Below are 17,868 nucleotides of genomic sequence, written 5' to 3' on the forward strand. Positions count from 1 at the left end.
AGCGTCCTGCGGGCCGCCGAAGTCTCGGTGCCCAGGTTGGCCATTGCCAGCGGGGGATCCTGTACTGCGTCCGGTGGGTTAGTGCTGCAGGTGGCCCTGGGCTGCTGCGAGCTCGTCGCCCAGGTTGGCCATTGCCGGCGGGGGATCCGTTACTGCGTCTGTTGGGTCTGTGCTGCAGGTGGTCCCGGGTCGCTGCGAGCTCGACGCCCAAGGTGGCCAGTGCCGGCAGGGTGATCAGGTGCTGCGCCAGTTGGGCCGCCGAGCTCTCGGTGCCAGGGTGGCGACAGCTGGCGGGGGGATCTGGCGCAGTGTCCGGTGTTGCCGGTGCCGTAGGTGGCTGCGGGCCTCCGCGGTCCCGGCGTCTAGGTTGGCTGTGGATCCGGTACTGCGTCCGGTGGGTCAGTGCTGCAGGTGGCCCCGGGCTGCTGCGAGCTCGTCGCCAAGGTTGGCCACTGCCGGCGGGGTTGTGCCGGTACTGGGTCCGGCGGGTCTGTGCATCAGGTGGCCCCGGGCTGCTGCGAGCTCGGCGCTCAAGTTGGCCAGTACCGGCTGGGTGGTGCCGGTATTACAAGTGGAACAAGGCCCCCGTGGGATGCTTGGAGCACTAACAGGCCGGTGCCCTGAATAACTCGGTGTTGAGTCGATGACAGCCTTGCATTAGACAAAATAGCGGGAGAATCAGCACTGATAGTTCTGCACCAAGCATACTCGTAGGTCCCCATGAGGATCGGGAGTTTTATTTGTAAGATAGCTCGGATTTTCATGCAGATTATATCGAAGAGAGCATGGACGATAAAAGCGTAGTGCTATCGGTAATTACTTATGTATGAAGGAATGGTAGGGAAATATGAATAAATTTGAGATTACTTTTTGTATGGTGGTCCTGGGTGCTGTTCTCTGCGGGTGCAAAGACACAGATTATGAGGGAGTGAGACTTGTTGATAAGTACCACAATCAAAGCATGGATAATGCAATCAATTTAACTGTTTATGGAAATGCCTTAATAAAGCATCTTGATGAGCGAAGAATGCTTGATGTTATGGAACCAAACTGTGAACGTTTTTCATCCCGGATTTGTTATGTAACAGAAGAGCGTTTGGAGTGGGTAAAGTTAGCCAAAAAAGCATTTCTTTCAGGAATGGAAAAAAATGACGCAAATATTATTGTCAATTTGCCGGCCATGGTTAATCTGGATGAGTTTGAACTGACAAAAACTCAGTCGGAGCAGTTTGTTGAATTTATTAAGTTTAGTTCTGGTGACAAAACTTTATCTCATGAGGGGTTAGCTGCATCATATAGCTACATTGGAAGGTTGGGAGTTGAGAAAGGGGAATACTTTGAAGCATATAAACACTTCGCCGATGCAGTTGCTATTAGTAATTATAAGGGTGTTTATGCTAAGAATGTAATAGCCCTGTTGGACTATTTTGGTTGTAAGCAAGATACACTCGTATGGTCTGAGTTCACAACCGGTAGTAATTTAAATGTAGTTATAAAGTTGAGGGGCGCTCGATACCCTGAGCAGGATATAGATATCGGATTCAATCTTGCGCTTGCAAGATTGGCAATACGTAGAATGGTAGACGTTCCTCAATTACAAAATAGTTGCCCAATCAATCTATACAAAAATTAATTCGGTTGAATGGTTATTAGGGTGAGACCCAGCACTAGGTTGGTCGGCACTTTGGTGGGTAGATTGATGATGTTCTTGAAGATTAACCGCCACCAGAGCAGATTATTCAGTTTGGGTTGTAGGGGAGCTCTTGCAAGTCGCGGCCCATTGTGGCTCAAGGGTGCCGCAAAGCATTGCTGTGGAACTAAGCCGTCGCACAAGTGTTTGCGGCGGCCCAGCCAACCAGTGATTCGTCAAGTGTAGGGCTCGAACACCGCAGTTATGTTCTGGTGGCTTGCTCTAAGGCTACCAACCAGTGCGGTATGTCTTCAGTGCTATTGCCAATCGGTTGTTCCGTCTTGGTCGCCGCGGGCCACTGCCGGGGTGGAATCGGATCATATAGCCAAAGTTACCAATCTGGGGGCATGATGGGTGATGTGGGGGTAGAAAAAATACTCAGAGTATCCGAAACATGAAAAATATCATTTTCATTTTTATGAGATCAATATAATCTAAAGCTGATGCGCAGTCGTTTATAGACAACTCTCAGAATGGGGTAAGCGGAGAGTGACAATTATTGAGCATTAATAGTTAGTTTCTTTCCGTTGAATTTTTTAGTAGGGATCACACATGCAAGAATTTTTGAAAATGCTGTTGAATATTCGAAGCCTCCGGGCAGCACTTCGAGATCTGCCCTTTGAACAAGTACAAGAGGCCCACGAAAAATTCGAGTTGGTGTACTTGGAACGTAAGACTCAAGTAGACAAAGAAAAGGCTGCTCAATCAGAACGAATGAGTAAGTTGGCAGAGTTCCAGGAGTTGCTGGCCAAGGCCGGCATCGACCCCAAAGAACTTGTCGGGGATGCTTCAGGCGTAAACTCTAGTGAAAAGAAAAAACGCGCTCCGAGACCGCCCAAGTATCGTTATGTTGTTGATGGAAACGAACAGACTTGGACAGGTCAGGGGCGCACCCCGAAGCACTTGGCTGAGCAGATAGCACAAGGGCGCTCGCTGGACGATTTCCTCATCTGAATGTGATGGCCATGCCATTTATGCATGGCCATCAATTTTTAAATCTGTACCAGATTGCCAGATATTAGTCCGCTAGGTTATTCTGTATAAGTCCTCGGTGCCTACGTGGGGACAGGCCGCCCGGCCTGGCACCAACATCAACTCTACCTGCACTCTGCAGGTACTTCCACCTGTGATCCATCACCCAAGCCCTCGTAGGCTGATTCTGCATGTCCGTTCACCGGTTATTCTCCGGCGTCAGCGTACATGCAGAAACAGCCCAAGGCTGTCTTATGGCACTCGGTCCGCAATGTGTCACTCGTGACCAACACCAACCCGGGATTAAAACCAAATTCAACGAGGCATAATCATGTTCGAAGTAACCAAAACTGGAGAACTTATCTCTACTGGCCAGCTTGTAAGGCTGGGGGAATCCAACGTTTATGCAAGCGTGAACCCAGGCGAAGGATGCAACTTCATAAGAACAGTTGTGAGATCGCCGGCCGCAGACATAGACAAACTTAATTCAACATTCACATCTTGCGTTTTAGATGCTGATCAAGTCATTCAGGCATTGAACAGTGTCGATCCTGCGTGGCCCTTGCTGCTTGCGAACGCGCTTGCAGAGAAGGCGGCTTAACAATTTAAGCCTCCAGGGCACAGAAACAGGAACTACAAATGTTTAATTTAGGAACGTGCGGTGCCACTCCAGTCGCTATGGAAACACTTGAACGCCTGGGCATATCGTCATCAGCTTTGCTTGACGCTCATCGAGAGGGGTTATTGTGGAGCCATGCACAGAGACTTAAGAACCTTGATGCTATCAGCAATGATGAGAGGGTTCTATCCAGCCTGCCGGCTGATAAAGGCCAAGGTAGGATATGGGTTATCACTGAGGCAGACCGCAGCACCACAACAATCATCATGAGTGATGAATACTAAGGAAGGGCACTATGGAAACTATCACAGTGGCCTTGATTTCTAGGTTCTTCGCCGTTATCGCTGTCGCGATCCCATGCATATTTGAAATGCGAAATCGCAAGGCAAAATTGCGAGAAGAACGACAGAAAGCCTTACTCAAAGTTGCTATGAGGGATCTCGAGTTCCTGCACTCTGTTGAGAGTAGATTACTTGAGACGATCCAAGACATGAGCGGTGAGAGCATGAAGATCAGGATACGGCAAGAGGTCACGATAGACACCGGGCTTGTATGGTCTGGTCAGTTCACGCCAAGCCGAATCCATCAGCGACAACGCCAGATGGAAAACACATAAACCCAGAACCCGCCTAAGTAATTGGCGGGTTTTTTTTCCTCCTATCTCGAGACCGTTCAGAAAACCCCCCCCATTTTAGCTGTGCAATTATTTCCGCTTGAGTGCGGTATAACGCCCCCTAGGATTTTCTATACGGTGGCGTCTATGAGAAAAAGTGTTTTGGCATTCAGTGTCGTTGCCCTGCTGGGGATATCGCAGGTGCAGGCTTCACCAGGCGACACACGGCCTGAGAGGAGAACTCCGCCAATGGCGGAGATGGCACGTGATACTTATGGCGACAAAACGCTCATAGAGCTCAACACTGAAATCGAACTGCTACAGAACGACCTGGCCCTTTTGCGTGATGAGTATGCCAAGCATAACGCGCGGATCACCGGGCAGATTACTCGCCTACGTCACATCATCAATGACCGTCAGCAGGCGATCAATTTCATTCGTCGGGACCGAGAACAGCGTTACTTCAGCGTGCATCCTGGATCACTACGTGGACAGCTGGAGAGCCTCCGCTTTGCGTTGGGGTTGCAGGCAATCCGTTGGTCTAAGACCGTACCGGCTCACTGCGATTGGCAGTTTGATGCCGGTTTTGAGGTCGATAAAAAAGAGCCGATAAAGGCTCTTGAAGCGTTCCTGGCTGGATTGCCGCTTCTTCCGCAGATACATGAAAGGGATCGATCCGCGACAATCACAGCGACGGAGATCATCAAGTGCGACTGAAGCTCCTGTCGGTGGCGGTAGCTGCAGCCTTGGTAGGAGGGTGCAGCCCGAACAACGTACTAAAAGACCACAGCGCCCCGCAGATCGTGTCGACGCGCAGCCAGAACGACACCGGCGTATATAACACTGTTGGAGCGGAGCAGAATGACTTGGCTGCAGCTGTTCAACAAAAAGTTGAGCAGGTAACAACTAAGCACCAATGGACCCCTGTTGCGACGGCAAGTAATACCAAGAAGCCGATGCTTGCATCAGCATCGAATCCAATGGCAAGCACGCCCCAAGAGTTGATGAAACCTCTGGCTCCTGTTGTGACGAGTGGGAAGGTGTTCGTTCCAATTAATGAAACAAAGCCGCCTGCCATCACAGTAGAAAAGTTGTCTATGGTTGTTCGAGCTGGTGAATCTTGGGAGCGTGCTTTATCGAGATGGTTTAGAGATAACGGGTATAAAACAGTTCTCTATTATTTCCCAGGGGGAGTGCCTACTGGCTTTTCATCTATACCAAAGAAAACGCACTTTTCTGCGTATGACTTCCAAGGGGTAATATCCGACGCGCAAAGCGCATTTGGCAATGAAACAAATTCAAAATTCATTGTTAGCTACGACGCTATGAGTAAAAGTGCCGTAATACACGTTCCAGGGGTGTTGGTACAGACATTTAATGTCACTGCCGGCAGCCTGAAAGAAAATGCAATTCGTCTTACCAAGTCCTATGGGTGGAATACGACAATACAAGATTGGCGTCCTCAGGATTATTACGTATCGTCAAGCTGGCCAATCGTCACGGAAAGAGGGGATATAGCATCAGCACTTAATGCGTTGATCGAATCATACCCAGTCCAACCACAGCTACTGAAGTCAACACAACACGTTTATTTTGTGCAGGGGAACTGATCATGAAATCGCGCAGTGCTATTGCAACAGCAGTTATCATAGCTCTTTCAGGGTGTGGTGCCACGGATCATTTGGAGCAGAAAAATGCTGCTAACGATACACTTGGACAAATTAAGGCGTATGAGGGTAAGCATGAATCCTCTAAAAGTATCTATATCGACAAGCCCCCTTTGGACTTGAATCCGACAATCGGTGAGGGGGCCCCTTGGTGGGTCAGAAAGCCCGCCACCATTCAAGGCCAAAATATACCGCTTAGCTTTGCAGTAAGGAACTTGCTGCAATCGGCCGATCAGAAAATATCAGTTAACTATGGACCTGATGTGGTCCAAGACAAAATTATTTCTGTGGATTATCAGGGGGATGTGAATGGGGCGCTAAATGAGATCGCAGCAAAAGCTGACATTTCCGTTAGTGTTCTTGGGAACAAAATTAATTTTGAACGATATGTCACAAAAGTATTTGAGTTAAATTCACTCTTGGGAAAAAGTTCATTCCTCTTTGGCCGCAAGGCTAACTCAGTAAATAATAGCGGTGAGGGATTAGCAAACCGAACAATTACAAGCTCTCTTGGGAATTCGGATACTTACGCAACCACTGAAGTGGTCGACATAAATCCGTTTGATGACTATTTAGCTGCTATAGAGTCGATTCTGAGGCGTGACGGTGCAAGTAAGGATGATAAGAACCCATTAGAAGGGAATGTAATCGTAACTTCCTCGACTGCTTCTATTCTTGTTAGAACAACCCCGCATCGTATGAGCCTGGTTGAGAGCTATATTTCATCAAGAAAACAGGCAATAGCTCGCCAGGTAATGATTGAAGTAAAGGTTCTCCAATTCAAAGGAGGCAAAGGTTCTGCGTTTGGCATTGATTGGAATGTTATACGAAATCTTTCAGAAGGTAAGCTGCAGTTTGCTGGTCCATCACTGCCAACCCTAGGTGATTCAGGGAATTATGGATTTTCATTTACCTCGACAAATCCAAAATGGGATGGAACAACCATCCTGATGAAGTCACTGCAAACTCAAGGGCATGTTGGTGTAGAATATGAGCCAAGAACTGTTGCTAGAAATAACAGAGTGGCCTCAATAGATAACTCGGAAAAACTGACATATATTGCCAGAGTAACAGTTACACCAAATGAAAATGCCGATGCAAGCGTTGAAGTTGAAGATGCCGTTGTAAGTGATGGCCTTACAATGTCCGTGATGCCAAATATATCAGATGATATGGTAAACCTCCAAATTTCTGGAGTTCTATCAAAAGTTATTAAATGGGATGATACAGAAGTGAGCGGTGTAACAATTCGGGCGCCGCAAGTTCAAGAAATAAAGTTTGATCAAGATATTGGCCTTAAATATGGCGAAACCCTCGTGCTTAATGGATACAAACAGAAGTCAAATAAGTCTGATGAGACATCTGTATTTAAGAATTCATTCTTGGGTGGGAACTCAGGTGAAAGTAGCATGACAGAAACAATTGTTCTGATCACCCCTAAGCGGATATAGAGCCATCCGGCTAAGTATGAGCGGATATTCGAGAATGGAGAACTGCTAACGCGGGTAGCCTCTGATGAGGCTGATATTGCTTGGGGCGAATGCATTGCTGAGGCACTAATTCACGAAGTGAAAGACACCCCCAGGAAATGGGTGTGCATTATTGCTTCAGACCGCGCCTATCGATGCGTTCTCTGGGACGCTGGAGATATTCGTCGTGATGAAGTCGTCGATGCTACGGAATTGTCTGAGTGGTTGCAGGTACACCCATCTGACCGCATTTTTTCTACAACCGAATTATCTGTTCATGGCATAGAAACAACGATAATTGAGGCTTTAAATTTAAGGCCTGATGACTTCGAGCTCGTTGAGTTTCGTGGTTCTGCATTGGCAAGAATGGTTAAACCATCACTTGTTTGTATATCTGTTATTGCAGCTGTTACCTGGTTTCTATGGCCTGAACCGCCACCACCGCCGCCACCGGAAGTAACGGATCCCTGGTATGCCTATCGCGCAGCATGGACAGATGTGCAACTTGCGGGTGATGCGATCAGTGAGTTTGGTGTGACGTGTGCAAAGTTTGGAACAATTCCCGTTGTCACGGATTTGCCTGCGGGAACCATCGAAATAGGCAGCATCAATATGGTGTTGCCTGAAGTTGTGATCGATAGACAAGTGATAAATGCATGGACTGAAAAAAATAACCTATCTATGTCATTCAGCGGGTCATCACCATTTATTCGAGTAGCTATCCCTCTGAGTTCCTATTGGAGTTCACATCATGCCAATTTCAAGGTTCTTGATGATACAGTCTTTGATTTGTTTTCAAAGCTTTCGTTGATATCAGGTTTGAAAGCAAGCTATGAACCCATAGAAGCTAATGGGGTATGGGCAAGTAGAAAGGCCAGCCTGACCATCGCAAAGGCTAATCCTTGGTTCATTAGCGAGCTTGGTAATGCGATGAAAGGAATGCCAATAAAATTGGAATCAGCAACGTTCAGCATTAGCAAGGAAGGGGATTGCACCCTCAATAATGCGGTAATTCAGTTTGGAGGTGGCTCACAATGAATGAGAACAAAAATAAATATAACACTAAAAAGTTGGTAACATATTTAGGGTTGCTGTCAGTAGCATGTGCCAGTGCGGTTTATTTATATCAGGCTCAAGAAAATAGAAAGGAAAAGCGGAATGAGCGTCTCAATGCTCTTATCGCACAGTCAGAGCAGCGGGCGCCGGCATCAACCGCTGTAGTTGGAGGGGGCGATATGGCAAGCCAAAGTGTGATTGACCCCCCGGCTGCAGTGAAGATGCCGAAGCTGCCAAAAAACATACAAGAGCTGATGAGCCTCGGAGAAAGAAGGGCTAAGGCAGAGGCCTTGCTGGCAACAAACACGGTGGAAGAGCTGATTGAGATTAATGCCGCAAAGAAAAAAGTAGCAGCAGAGAAGCCAGCGGAAAGCACCCCACCTTCTGGGGCATTCTTGCTTCAGGACGAAATGCCTGTAGGCGCAACCGTGTCCTCTAGCAATCCAATGCCGGTAGGAACTGGAATCGCATTTAATGAGCCTAAGGAGATGGACCAGCCTGGTAGCAAACTTGACAGACTCATTCTTCGATATGCGGCCCGTGTAGATGGGAGGCTGACCGCGTATGTTTCTATTGGTGAGTCTGGAAGAATGATTCCTGCTCTGGTAGGTAAGACAATAGATGGTATTAAGATTATCTCCCTGAATGATAGGCAATTGTGCGCAAGATATGGAAAGTCATCTCGCTGCATAAATATGGTCTATTGAGGAACCGGATGTTAATATGAACATGGCAATTAAAAACACTGTGTCATTAATTGATGATGATGAAATCTTAGCACTTTGCCGGGAGGACAAAAGCTGCTTCGTTGATGAGAACTGGGTCGTTTACACATCAGATCCAAAGAGTGATAACTTAAATACAATAATTTCTAAGGTTAAGGTTCAGCTGCATGGTAAGGAGCCGAATATTAATCTTGCTGATAGCGAAGTAGTACTGAATGCTTTGCAGGTCGGTTCAACTCAAAGTGTCGACACAGTCCAACAAAGTGCTAAGAACGCCACTGATGTCGCACCAACACAAGTTGAAGACCGCTTGATGGGATTGCTGTCAAGGTGTATTAGAATGGGGGGATCTGATATACACATTTTGGTGAAAGGAAAGAAAACAATAATAAAATGTCGTATTGATGGTCGTTTGATTGATATCTCTGCACCTCAGACAAAAGAATATGGGGCAGAACTAACAGCTTATGTATTTAATGGTCACAGCGGTTCAGAAGAAAGCTATTCAGCGTTAATTCCAAATGCTGGAAGCTTTAGTAAGATTATCTCTGTAAATAATGTTCAAAAAGCATGGGATTGGCGGACGTCAATGCTACCTGTTAGTAGCAGTAGCGACGATAAAGACTGTACCAAAACCGTACTGCGATTACTGACACCCATTAGGGACGATATTCCTTCGTTCGCAGATATGGGGATGGACGAAGATCACATTGAAATCATTGAGCATGCATTCAAGCAGCCTCAAGGGGCCGTTTTTTTCTCTGGACCCACCGGTTCAGGGAAAACCACAGTAGCTATGGCGGGGCTATCAACTATTGATGATGGCCGCAATATCAATACGCTTGAAGACCCACCTGAATGGAGTTTGGATGGGGTTTCTCAAACGCGAATTGATTATGGCCTGACAAAGAAAGGTAAAGAGCGTGACTTTGCGTATTACGGAAAAGTAATGCTCAGGCAAGATCCTGACGTCATTTATTTTGGTGAGGTGCGTGACCAAAAAAGCGCCGCGGAATTTACTCACCTTTCAGAATCCGGGCACTTGTTAATCGGAACCACACATACTTCAAGTGCAACCGGTCTTGCAACCAAGCTGGTAGAACATTTACGCGTGCCGTCAGTAATCGCCAGTAGCCCTGATGTATTCTCAGTCTTCGCTCATCAGAGGCTAATCAGGGTTCTTTGCCCGTACTGTTCAATTCCGCATGAAAAGGCAACCGAAGAACAGCAGGCTATTTTGCGCAGAGCTCTGGGTGTAGATCTACACCTCGCTCGAGTAAAGAATAGTAATGGTTGCAGCAAATGTGTTGAAGGTGAAAAAGGTAGAACCTTGGTAATGGAGGTCATCGTCTTAACAGATGACGACCGTAAATTCATAGCTAAAGGTGATGCGTTGGCGTGGAAGATCCACTTGTTGGAGAATGGCTGGAAAAATATTAAGCACTATGCACTTAAAAAAGTAAGGGCTGGGATATGCGATATTCACTCTGCTGCTGAACAAATTAAGGAGCTGTTGTGAATCTTGACATCCTTTCGAAGACGTGGCTCCAGTTGGTTTTTTTTAAAACCGACCAAATTGAATTCCTCGAGGACTTTAAGGAGTTAATCAACTCTGGTATTGATGAGAAAGATATTTGTATTAATTTGGTAGAGTTCGGATCTCCCTCTGCTAAAGCGCTTGCAGGTGATATGCTGATGGCTATCAGAAATGGTAGGCCAGTTACATCTGGTATGCAAGGATGGTTCTCACCAATAATAATTTCTACAATTGCTGCTGGACAAGAAACTGGTGACATAGACATGGGGCTTGATGTTGGTATAAACACCATCAGAGATGCTTCTGGATTGACTTTGGATATTTTGAATGCAGTAAAATATCCTGCAGTAATGATTGTTGCGTTGTTGACTGTAGCGGGTGGTCCGTCATATGAGTATATGCTGGATATGCAAAACAGACTGCCGCTCTACAAATGGGGGGGGATATCACAGGCAGCATGGAGTCTTGCAGAATTCAGTCATAACTGGATGTTTTTTCTTATGTGCTTGGCCATTACTAGCCTCATAAGCTTGATGTGGATGTTACCGAATTTTCCATATAGAGAGTCACTTGATAACTCCATAGTTTTTAAACAATATAGAGACCTCAATGCGATAGCAGTGTTAGCTAGTGTCTCCAGCCTTATGAGAGCCGGGGTCGGGATTAATGATTGTATGAGCATTATTGGCCAGGGTTCAAGTCGTTGGCTTCGAGCAAAAATACAGAAAATAAAGTTGAAAATAGCATCAGGTAAGAAAAACTATGGTGATGTATTTGATGTGGGGTTACTTGGTCAAGTTGAAATTCAAAGAATTAAAATATTAAGTAATAGTGAAGACATTCCATCGGTGCTAATGCAAAGCTCGATAAGACAGCGAAGGAGGCTAAAAAAACAGATAGTTAGTTTGGGGAAATTGGCAAACTTGCTGACGATGATGGCTGCAGGTTGCGGTATGGCTATATTGGCCGGTGGTACATATCTCGTGGTGGCGCAGTCCGCTAGAGTTGCTTATTAATTTTTAAGGGTTGAATGATGAACTACGTAAACCAGAACAATGAAATCATGGCTTCCAAAAAACAAGGCGGCTTCACATTGATCGAGTTTTCCATTGTGGTGGCAATTGCAGCCGTTCTCTTGGTGGTCGTTCTGCAAGTAGCTGAAGGTGTAAAATATCAAACTAAGCAAGAGGCGCTCATAAAGCAGATGCAACAAATCACAACTGCAACGGAGCGTTGGAAAAAAGGGCGCCCGAATAAGAATGGTGTGAGCATGAGCGTGTTGTGTGCGACGGGGTCTAAGCTGCTTGATGCCAGCGTCTGTGGTACTGCCAAAGATGGTAAGGCGGCAAATGCATTTGGTGGTGATATTACCGTTGTAGCAAACACTACCAACCCCAGCCTGGTTGATATCACGATGGCGGGCCTGCCGGCTGACTACATAACCGATCTAGCTGATACCTTAGCCCCCATGACTACAGGGCGTTGTCAGACGGCTACAGGGTGCACAACTATTACCGTCACTGGCAGCAGTGTTAAAGGAACGATGTAAATTATCGTTGTTAAGGAGGCGGCTTAGCCGCCTCCATATTTTAGAACATAGCAGGCATATTTATGAAGAAATGTAGTGGTTACACTTTGATTGAGCTATCGGTGGCTATGGCGGTAATTGCCACTATCTCATTTGGCGTGACTGCTATTGGGTATAATTTAAACATAGCAATGCAATCTATAAAGGCTCATGGAATCGCCTCTGATGTGAATGCTGGAGTTAACTCAGCGCTTCGACTTAAGGTGCCTAATGGTTGCCTGACTGGCATAAGCATTTCTCATGCTGATTTAATTACAGCAGGGGTGCCCAACTCATCGGTATATCCTGCGCCGTGGGCGACAAGTTTCGCTTTTGGGTATCGCGGGGGTGAGCCTGTTCATGTCGTGGTTTCAATAGATGTAAGGAATGCCGCTTTTGCTGGCGAGCTATATACTGATTCTGGCGCAGATTACATGTCAGGTAGTACATTATCATTTCAGTTCCCTATTAAGTCTCCAAGGCTATCTTCGTTTGGAGAAATGTATAGGAGTCCAACAAATTGCTGGGCACATGGCATTGGAGATAAGTAATGCGTAAAAGCCAGAGTGGATTTACACTCATTGAACTTTCTATAGTTCTTCCAGTTTTAATTTTCGTGAGCATGATTGTTTACAATGAAATGAGGCAGCAAAGAATTGATTCTGCTGCGGAACAACAAGGCCTTCGCATTGCTGAGCTTTTTTCAAAAGCAGCGGAAAGGTATCAGTTCACATCTAAGAGCAATAACACAGTTACACCTACTAACTTCCCATCATCGATTCAGGTACTAATTAATGAGGGTTACATTAGGAACTGTACCGTAAGTGATGCGAGTGCGGGTAACTGCCGGCCAATGACTGAAACTCTCTGGGGGGATGCTATTTCTGTAAGGACTTATGGTGTAGCTGGGAACCCAACAATTCCAAGGTTCGAATTGACCATACCACTCGCAAAAGTGCCAGCAGATCAACGAAATGACGTTGCCGCTGGATTATTGTCTTCACTGCCTTTTGCTACCGTATCTGGAACAAATATAGTTACGGAAATTGGTCGACCAGGCACTGAGGTTGCTCACGACAATTTTTATATGCTTGATGGATCGAGGGCGCTAAAGGGGAACATGAATGCTGCCGGATATGCCATCGAGAACGTAAAAGATCTTTCTATTTCCGGCCTCACAAATCGCACCGTACTTTCTGGGTTGGCTTGGGGTAATGTGCAACAAAATAACCAGATCGTTTCCCTTGTCTCCTGTCCTACTAATCGCGGGACTCGCAAAGTAAACGTGATTCCTCTGTCATACAGCAAAAATGGCTTCCCGTTTAACAAAATGGGGGCTGTTGAGGGCCGGTTTGATGGAACGAGAGCTTACGTCCGGATATGGGAAACTGATCAGAATGGAACCCAGGCATGGTTTATTCCTGCTCCACCAAACGCATCCGTTTTGGTTCAGCAACAATGTAGCAAATAAATTGTTTAAAAATCCCACCAAATAAGAGGTCTGAATGAAACTTTATAGCGATAATGCCCTTTCTCGATTCTCTACCCGTTTGTTAATGGCCGCGTTGCTGACGTGTTGCAGCGGAACAGTAACGGCTGGTGTCGATGATGTGTGGGCTGCCTCTCCGGCGACTTACGATACCCAGTGGGCGCAAGCATATGCAGCAGCAGTCAACCCCTCTTTCTCTGGTTCGGGTGGACGAGTCGATCTGTATAGCGGTTCATCCACTTCAGTCAACATTTCTGTGCCTACCACCGTCAATGTGCTCTATGTGAGCTTTGATCTGGACGGTCGTGGGATCACTCAGTTGATGTTCGACCTTCAGGAGGCCGTCACCAGAGGTGATGTGAGACTGTACAACCGGGGGGGGGAGAACGCTGACAGGCCCTATGACGCCCTCATAAAAGTGAGTCGATCGGGTGTTCTGGTAACACTGCGGGGGGAGGGGGTTTGGACTGGTGCTCCAGTAATAAAGCGGGTTGTGGGATACAGCCTATAAGCAGGGCCTGTAGCTCGATACTACAAGCCCATTACCATCATTTGGGGACGAACAAATTGACGCTCACAGAGCCGGTGACTCCCCAAGTTGAGTTTGATGGAACAGGAACCACGCAGGTTTCAGAATTAGTGTTGTTCATGGATGACGAAAAGGACGAGGAGCACAGCTGCACACCATCAACAACAACCGATAGAGAGCGATTGTTAGCAGTAGCTGAGAGTGCGCTAACAAGAATCCCAGCCCCGTATGAGTTAGTTCCACTCGCACTACCTCTAATCCACTTCCCATCAAACATCCCGCCGGTATCTTGGCCGTTGGTCTTCGGATTGACAGGACCTGAATTGGCTTGTGCCCATGTGGTGTCCCGAGTCGCCGGAGCGGCATTCCAGGCATCATCGACGCTCGCCGCTGCGGCCCCACTGCAACAGGCCAGCAACGCAGTCATTAACAAATGGGTAGGGTATCGAGAAAGGGCATTATCAGGCTACTCAAGCGCGCGACAGAGGCGATTGTTCCGAAACCATGATCACCGGGGTAGGTTCAGGTCAGCAGCGTACCTAGCACGACATTATTGAGGGTCAATACCTCGAGAGCCCTCGTGATGGAGCCCTGGGCTCCGCTCGTGAGGCACGAGATCTGGCAGGGCCCTGCAGGATCTCACGGCATGCTAGCGGATGTGCTGTATCAGGTGAGCATTCGGCGGGCAATCCAGTGTTGGTCCCTGCGATGGATGATGGTTTTTGTCTGTCAATCTGCGTGTCGAGTTCGTAAGCCTGGATTCAGGCGAACTGTTTAAGCACTTCGTTCCACTGCCTAGCTGAAAAGCTTGTTATAGAACCTCGGCGCACGGCGGACCGGGTGGGCCAGGCAACCAAATTTGCATTGGCATAACTCATGACATGATGAGTACAGATAAACGGTTCGTCCGTTATCCAATAGCAACATATGATGTCGGCCACTAAGCGGCGTCAGCCAGGACGATTCCCTCGGCGACATCGACGTGTGGGTTAGAGAAATCGGCATGAAAAGAGGGGAAACAGATTGAAAGAAGTAACTTCGCTACCGTAGTCAGACTTGGTATACTTTATGGAAACACACAAATACAAAGAGCTATGAAGTTTGATCAGGTTTCTCAGCAAGATGTCTCACAATTAGAGACGGATGTAATAAATCTGGATAGATTAATGAGAACGTCATTGGCAATGAAACATAAACTTGAAAAAAAGGGATGATATGAGAAAAACTATTGTTGCCGCGCTGCTTTTGTCAGCCATTTCTCCTGCGCATGCTATTTACAATGGCGCTGAAATTAAATCACCTGAGTTTGTTCGGGTTGGGGGAATCTGTTCTGGTACTGTAATTGCTGGTAAATGGGTCGTAACAGCTGCACACTGTGGTGATTTGACAGGGCAGACTGTAAGTAACATCGATGCAAGTGTTGTGAACATTAAACGCACAGTAATTCATCCAATGCATGATGGCAGCGTACCGCGTGTATATGATATTTCATTGCTGGAGCTTGATAAAAAAATGCCAGCGACAGCAAGTGTTATTAACACCGAACCCGCGGTCGGTTCAATTCAATCCATAGCTGGCTGGTCAAGCCTCTCTGGTGGAATACTGAAAGGTGCTTCCAATGAGACTGTAGGCAAAGCAGATGCAAGATGGTCTCCAGATGCTTACGAACTGAAATATGACACCGTAAATGGGATTGGTACCGGTACCTCTCAGCCTGGTGACTCCGGTGGTCCTTGTTATAACGAAGCTGGTGTATGGGGGGTAATTCAAGGATCTGCTGGTCAAGGTGATGGCACTTTCATTCAATCGTGCCAAGCATTTTATAAAGCAGAAACTACTGCATGGATGCTTGAAACAATCGCTGCATGGTCGTATCCGGCCGAGGTGAAGGGCGAGGGGACCGTAACGATCAAGGTGCAGTCATTCCACAAGGACCCGGAAGTTTTTGCACCCTATACCGAAGGGGATCTCACAATTGAATCGAATACCTGCAAAAACGGGACGGCAGCACCTCTTGAGGAGTGCACCGTTGTTGTGAAGGGAAGCGGCAAGCTGTTAATTACAGGTAGCGACACGGTTGAGGTGAATAAAAAGACAACGCCCGTGACCCCGACTCCGGAACCTACAGAAAATGGTGGTGGCGGTGGTTCAACTGGTCCAGTAGGCCTGATAGCGCTGGCACTGGTGGCAATGGCCCGTCGTCTCATAGTTAAGTGAGGCGCCATCAGTTTGGTACCTGTTGGTTAAAAATGTCAGTTTGAAATGAGGGAGGCCAAGGCCTCCTTTTTTATTGATAGCCCCTTAAGAAGTGAAGCATCCAAAGCTCTTGCCGCCCCTGCTAGAAAACCCCCCCAATTTTAAGCGCTCATTTTATCCTGAAGCGCCGAGTTAGAATCCCATTGTGGATAGTTAACTGACAAACATGCCACGCCTCAAAGACCGCACCAACGGGACCTGGCTCTTTACGGTGCCACGGATCCAAGCAAATGGAGAGTGTTGAGTGAGATTGTTTAAGACGGTGATCAGTGTTGGGATGTTGGCGCTTTTTTCAACAGCATCGGTAGCTGATGCGTGGCAAGAACGTGAGATCCTGAGCCGTGTACGTGAGCAGTTGATTCGGGTAAACAAGTTACTCGTCGAAGCTGAGAGCGCGGGCATGAACAACCAAAGCCGGTTGCGAATGGAGTATCGAAGCATTCGTGACGACCTAAACACCGTCGAAGACGGGATCTTGCAATACCTCTCCGCGCCTATGGATCCGGCAGCCATAGTCCCCCTGGATGGTGGCTACACGGACTACCAAAGAGCGCATGCGTTACCCCGGCCGGACGCAAATTTGTCTCGCGAACGCGCATTACCTATGGGGTATAAAAAATGAGCGCATCTTGTTCAGGTGGAAATGTATCTCAATGCATGGCTGCTGTCGGAGCTAATTCCACATTCAGCCAAACATCAATTCTGCTTCAAGGCAGTATGTACGCCGCTGCATTCATATTTATTCTGTTCGTAGCCTATGCCTGTTATCAAGGATTGGGGACAGACAAAGTAACATATTATGGAATGTTTAAGGCAATTATTACCGCCGTAGTATTGAGCGCTTTGATCCTGCTGATTGTTAAGGCAATAGTGCATTAATAAATTTTATTGAGGAGTATAGGGATGCCAATGAAAAAAGTTAGTAATAGATTGAGGGGGGTATGTTTTATGGCTGCTCTCATGACTGGTGAGGTTCATGCAGTTGGCCTGCCTACAATAAATGCCCCAGGTGGTTCGGCAAGCAATGATCCATTTGCTTTGATAGTAAACCTCTTTAAATGGGGGCTTACGGTCATTGCTTTTTTACTGGTTGCGCTGATGTTTATCACTGTTGTGAAAAACGGTTGGCAAAAATACCACCAACTAGGGGAAGAGAACAGTAAGGTGACTTGGCGTGACTTGGCGAGCAACCTGGTCGCCGGGGCTTTACTGATCTGCCTTGGTGTTGCTATGGCCAACTATGCGGTTGGTGTTTTCGGTGCGAGCGCAATTAGCTAATTCGACATTTTATAATAGGCAGGTATTACCTGCCTATTAAATTGGGAGTATGTAAATGAAAAGGCTTAGTGTGCAGGCTTATAGCCTTGCAGTGATTTCCTTTCCTGCCTTCGCTGTGGGTATACCAACAATAACCCCGCCTAATGGAAATGGCGCCGTTGAACAGCCACATGACCTTGTTATCAGTCTTTTCTTATTGGGCGTGAACCTTTTAGTCATGCTGCTCATCGTAGCTCTGTTGTTAACTGTTGCGAAGAACGCATGGCAAAAGTATCACCAGATCGGCGAGCAAGGTAGCAAGGTTACTTGGCGTGATCTGGTAAGTAATATCGTGGCCGGTGCGCTTTTGGTTGCACTTGGGATATCACTTGGCGTTATAGCGCTTAATATATTTTAAGGCT

20 protein-coding genes are annotated in these 17,868 nt (G+C 47.0%); all 20 read left to right on the top strand.

The annotated features are described in order from the left end of the window. Window positions 1-847: 847 nt before the first annotated feature. The 20 genes from ACF2JD_RS21475 (at window position 848) to ACF2JD_RS21570 (ending at window position 17,864) form a co-directional block, all read left to right on the top strand. Complete coding sequence (locus ACF2JD_RS21475; protein ID WP_194760746.1) at window positions 848-1,633, top strand: hypothetical protein; 786 nt, start codon at window positions 848-850, stop codon at window positions 1,631-1,633. A 609-nt stretch (window positions 1,634-2,242) separates the two neighbouring features. Continuing rightward, a complete protein-coding gene (locus tag ACF2JD_RS21480; protein WP_103828375.1) occupies window positions 2,243-2,644 on the top strand; it encodes an H-NS family histone-like protein in 402 nt (133 codons plus the stop codon). Between the two features lie 349 nt (window positions 2,645-2,993). Continuing rightward, complete coding sequence (locus tag ACF2JD_RS21485) at window positions 2,994-3,263, top strand: hypothetical protein (protein ID WP_128345047.1); 270 nt, start codon at window positions 2,994-2,996, stop codon at window positions 3,261-3,263. 38 nt (window positions 3,264-3,301) lie between these two features. Beyond that, a complete protein-coding gene (locus ACF2JD_RS21490; RefSeq protein WP_103828374.1) occupies window positions 3,302-3,565 on the top strand; it encodes a hypothetical protein in 264 nt (87 codons plus the stop codon). An 11-nt stretch (window positions 3,566-3,576) separates the two neighbouring features. Continuing rightward, the gene (locus ACF2JD_RS21495) at window positions 3,577-3,897 is read left to right on the top strand and encodes a hypothetical protein (protein ID WP_440988142.1); all 321 of its coding nucleotides are present in this window, start codon (window positions 3,577-3,579) and stop codon (window positions 3,895-3,897) included. Between the two features lie 144 nt (window positions 3,898-4,041). Further along, on the top strand, window positions 4,042-4,611 hold the full coding sequence (locus ACF2JD_RS21500) for a hypothetical protein (protein ID WP_128345049.1): 570 nt from the start codon (window positions 4,042-4,044) through the stop codon (window positions 4,609-4,611). Beyond that, on the top strand, window positions 4,602-5,504 hold the full coding sequence (locus tag ACF2JD_RS21505) for a hypothetical protein (protein ID WP_134695599.1): 903 nt from the start codon (window positions 4,602-4,604) through the stop codon (window positions 5,502-5,504). The genes ACF2JD_RS21500 and ACF2JD_RS21505 overlap by 10 nt, the downstream gene beginning before the upstream one ends. A 2-nt stretch (window positions 5,505-5,506) precedes the next feature. Further along, window positions 5,507-7,012: a hypothetical protein gene (locus ACF2JD_RS21510; RefSeq protein ID WP_103828371.1), complete on the top strand. Its 1,506-nt coding sequence runs from the start codon at window positions 5,507-5,509 to the stop codon at window positions 7,010-7,012. Between the two features lie 117 nt (window positions 7,013-7,129). Continuing rightward, on the top strand, window positions 7,130-8,068 hold the full coding sequence (locus tag ACF2JD_RS21515; RefSeq protein ID WP_440988143.1) for a hypothetical protein: 939 nt from the start codon (window positions 7,130-7,132) through the stop codon (window positions 8,066-8,068). Further along, window positions 8,065-8,793 carry a hypothetical protein gene (locus ACF2JD_RS21520; protein WP_128345055.1) on the top strand — a complete coding sequence of 243 codons (729 nt, stop codon included), beginning with the start codon at window positions 8,065-8,067 and terminating at the stop codon, window positions 8,791-8,793. Before ACF2JD_RS21515 ends, ACF2JD_RS21520 begins: the two co-directional genes overlap by 4 nt. Before the next feature lie 16 nt (window positions 8,794-8,809). Beyond that, on the top strand, window positions 8,810-10,330 hold the full coding sequence (locus ACF2JD_RS21525; RefSeq protein ID WP_103828369.1) for a GspE/PulE family protein: 1,521 nt from the start codon (window positions 8,810-8,812) through the stop codon (window positions 10,328-10,330). Beyond that, window positions 10,327-11,364: a type II secretion system F family protein gene (locus tag ACF2JD_RS21530; protein ID WP_128345057.1), complete on the top strand. Its 1,038-nt coding sequence runs from the start codon at window positions 10,327-10,329 to the stop codon at window positions 11,362-11,364. Before ACF2JD_RS21525 ends, ACF2JD_RS21530 begins: the two co-directional genes overlap by 4 nt. 14 nt (window positions 11,365-11,378) lie before the next feature. Then, window positions 11,379-11,897, top strand: coding sequence for a prepilin-type N-terminal cleavage/methylation domain-containing protein (locus tag ACF2JD_RS21535; protein WP_134695600.1), 519 nt, complete (start codon window positions 11,379-11,381; stop codon window positions 11,895-11,897). A 62-nt stretch (window positions 11,898-11,959) separates the two neighbouring features. Further along, entirely contained in the window at window positions 11,960-12,466 is a 507-nt protein-coding gene (locus ACF2JD_RS21540; protein WP_103828366.1) for a type II secretion system protein, read from the top strand. After that, window positions 12,466-13,386 carry a type II secretion system protein gene (locus ACF2JD_RS21545; RefSeq protein ID WP_134695601.1) on the top strand — a complete coding sequence of 307 codons (921 nt, stop codon included), beginning with the start codon at window positions 12,466-12,468 and terminating at the stop codon, window positions 13,384-13,386. The genes ACF2JD_RS21540 and ACF2JD_RS21545 overlap by 1 nt, the downstream gene beginning before the upstream one ends. A gap of 34 nt (window positions 13,387-13,420) precedes the next feature. Continuing rightward, on the top strand, window positions 13,421-13,915 hold the full coding sequence (locus ACF2JD_RS21550; protein WP_134695602.1) for a hypothetical protein: 495 nt from the start codon (window positions 13,421-13,423) through the stop codon (window positions 13,913-13,915). Window positions 13,916-15,130: 1,215 nt separating this feature from the next. Then, entirely contained in the window at window positions 15,131-16,150 is a 1,020-nt protein-coding gene (locus tag ACF2JD_RS21555; protein WP_103828364.1) for a trypsin-like serine protease, read from the top strand. 283 nt (window positions 16,151-16,433) lie between these two features. Beyond that, window positions 16,434-16,811 (top strand): RAQPRD family integrative conjugative element protein, encoded by a 378-nt coding sequence (locus ACF2JD_RS21560; RefSeq protein ID WP_103828363.1) that lies wholly within the window; start codon window positions 16,434-16,436, stop codon window positions 16,809-16,811. Window positions 16,812-17,092: 281 nt separating this feature from the next. Then, window positions 17,093-17,467, top strand: coding sequence for a DUF2976 domain-containing protein (locus ACF2JD_RS21565; RefSeq protein ID WP_440988144.1), 375 nt, complete (start codon window positions 17,093-17,095; stop codon window positions 17,465-17,467). A gap of 55 nt (window positions 17,468-17,522) precedes the next feature. After that, on the top strand, window positions 17,523-17,864 hold the full coding sequence (locus ACF2JD_RS21570) for a DUF2976 domain-containing protein (RefSeq protein ID WP_103828360.1): 342 nt from the start codon (window positions 17,523-17,525) through the stop codon (window positions 17,862-17,864). Window positions 17,865-17,868 lie beyond the last annotated feature (4 nt).

The sequence above is a fragment of the Aeromonas ichthyocola genome (assembly GCF_046087985.1).
Classification (GTDB): domain Bacteria; phylum Pseudomonadota; class Gammaproteobacteria; order Enterobacterales; family Aeromonadaceae; genus Aeromonas; species Aeromonas rivipollensis.

Bases quoted from the DNA above. Each gene is read 5' to 3' on its own strand.
- ACF2JD_RS21565 (WP_440988144.1), top strand. From the start codon at position 17,093: ATGCCAATGAAAAAAGTTAGTAATAGATTGAGGGGGGTATGTTTTATG.
- ACF2JD_RS21545 (WP_134695601.1), top strand. From the start codon at position 12,466: ATGCGTAAAAGCCAGAGTGGATTTACACTCATTGAACTTTCTATAGTT.
- ACF2JD_RS21540 (WP_103828366.1), top strand. From the start codon at position 11,960: ATGAAGAAATGTAGTGGTTACACTTTGATTGAGCTATCGGTGGCTATG.
- ACF2JD_RS21520 (WP_128345055.1), top strand. From the start codon at position 8,065: ATGAATGAGAACAAAAATAAATATAACACTAAAAAGTTGGTAACATAT.
- ACF2JD_RS21535 (WP_134695600.1), top strand. From the start codon at position 11,379: ATGATGAACTACGTAAACCAGAACAATGAAATCATGGCTTCCAAAAAA.
- ACF2JD_RS21485 (WP_128345047.1), top strand. From the start codon at position 2,994: ATGTTCGAAGTAACCAAAACTGGAGAACTTATCTCTACTGGCCAGCTT.
- ACF2JD_RS21490 (WP_103828374.1), top strand. From the start codon at position 3,302: ATGTTTAATTTAGGAACGTGCGGTGCCACTCCAGTCGCTATGGAAACA.
- ACF2JD_RS21480 (WP_103828375.1), top strand. From the start codon at position 2,243: ATGCAAGAATTTTTGAAAATGCTGTTGAATATTCGAAGCCTCCGGGCA.
- ACF2JD_RS21475 (WP_194760746.1), top strand. From the start codon at position 848: ATGAATAAATTTGAGATTACTTTTTGTATGGTGGTCCTGGGTGCTGTT.
- ACF2JD_RS21570 (WP_103828360.1), top strand. From the start codon at position 17,523: ATGAAAAGGCTTAGTGTGCAGGCTTATAGCCTTGCAGTGATTTCCTTT.
- ACF2JD_RS21510 (WP_103828371.1), top strand. From the start codon at position 5,507: ATGAAATCGCGCAGTGCTATTGCAACAGCAGTTATCATAGCTCTTTCA.
- ACF2JD_RS21500 (WP_128345049.1), top strand. From the start codon at position 4,042: ATGAGAAAAAGTGTTTTGGCATTCAGTGTCGTTGCCCTGCTGGGGATA.
- ACF2JD_RS21495 (WP_440988142.1), top strand. From the start codon at position 3,577: ATGGAAACTATCACAGTGGCCTTGATTTCTAGGTTCTTCGCCGTTATC.
- ACF2JD_RS21525 (WP_103828369.1), top strand. From the start codon at position 8,810: ATGAACATGGCAATTAAAAACACTGTGTCATTAATTGATGATGATGAA.
- ACF2JD_RS21550 (WP_134695602.1), top strand. From the start codon at position 13,421: ATGAAACTTTATAGCGATAATGCCCTTTCTCGATTCTCTACCCGTTTG.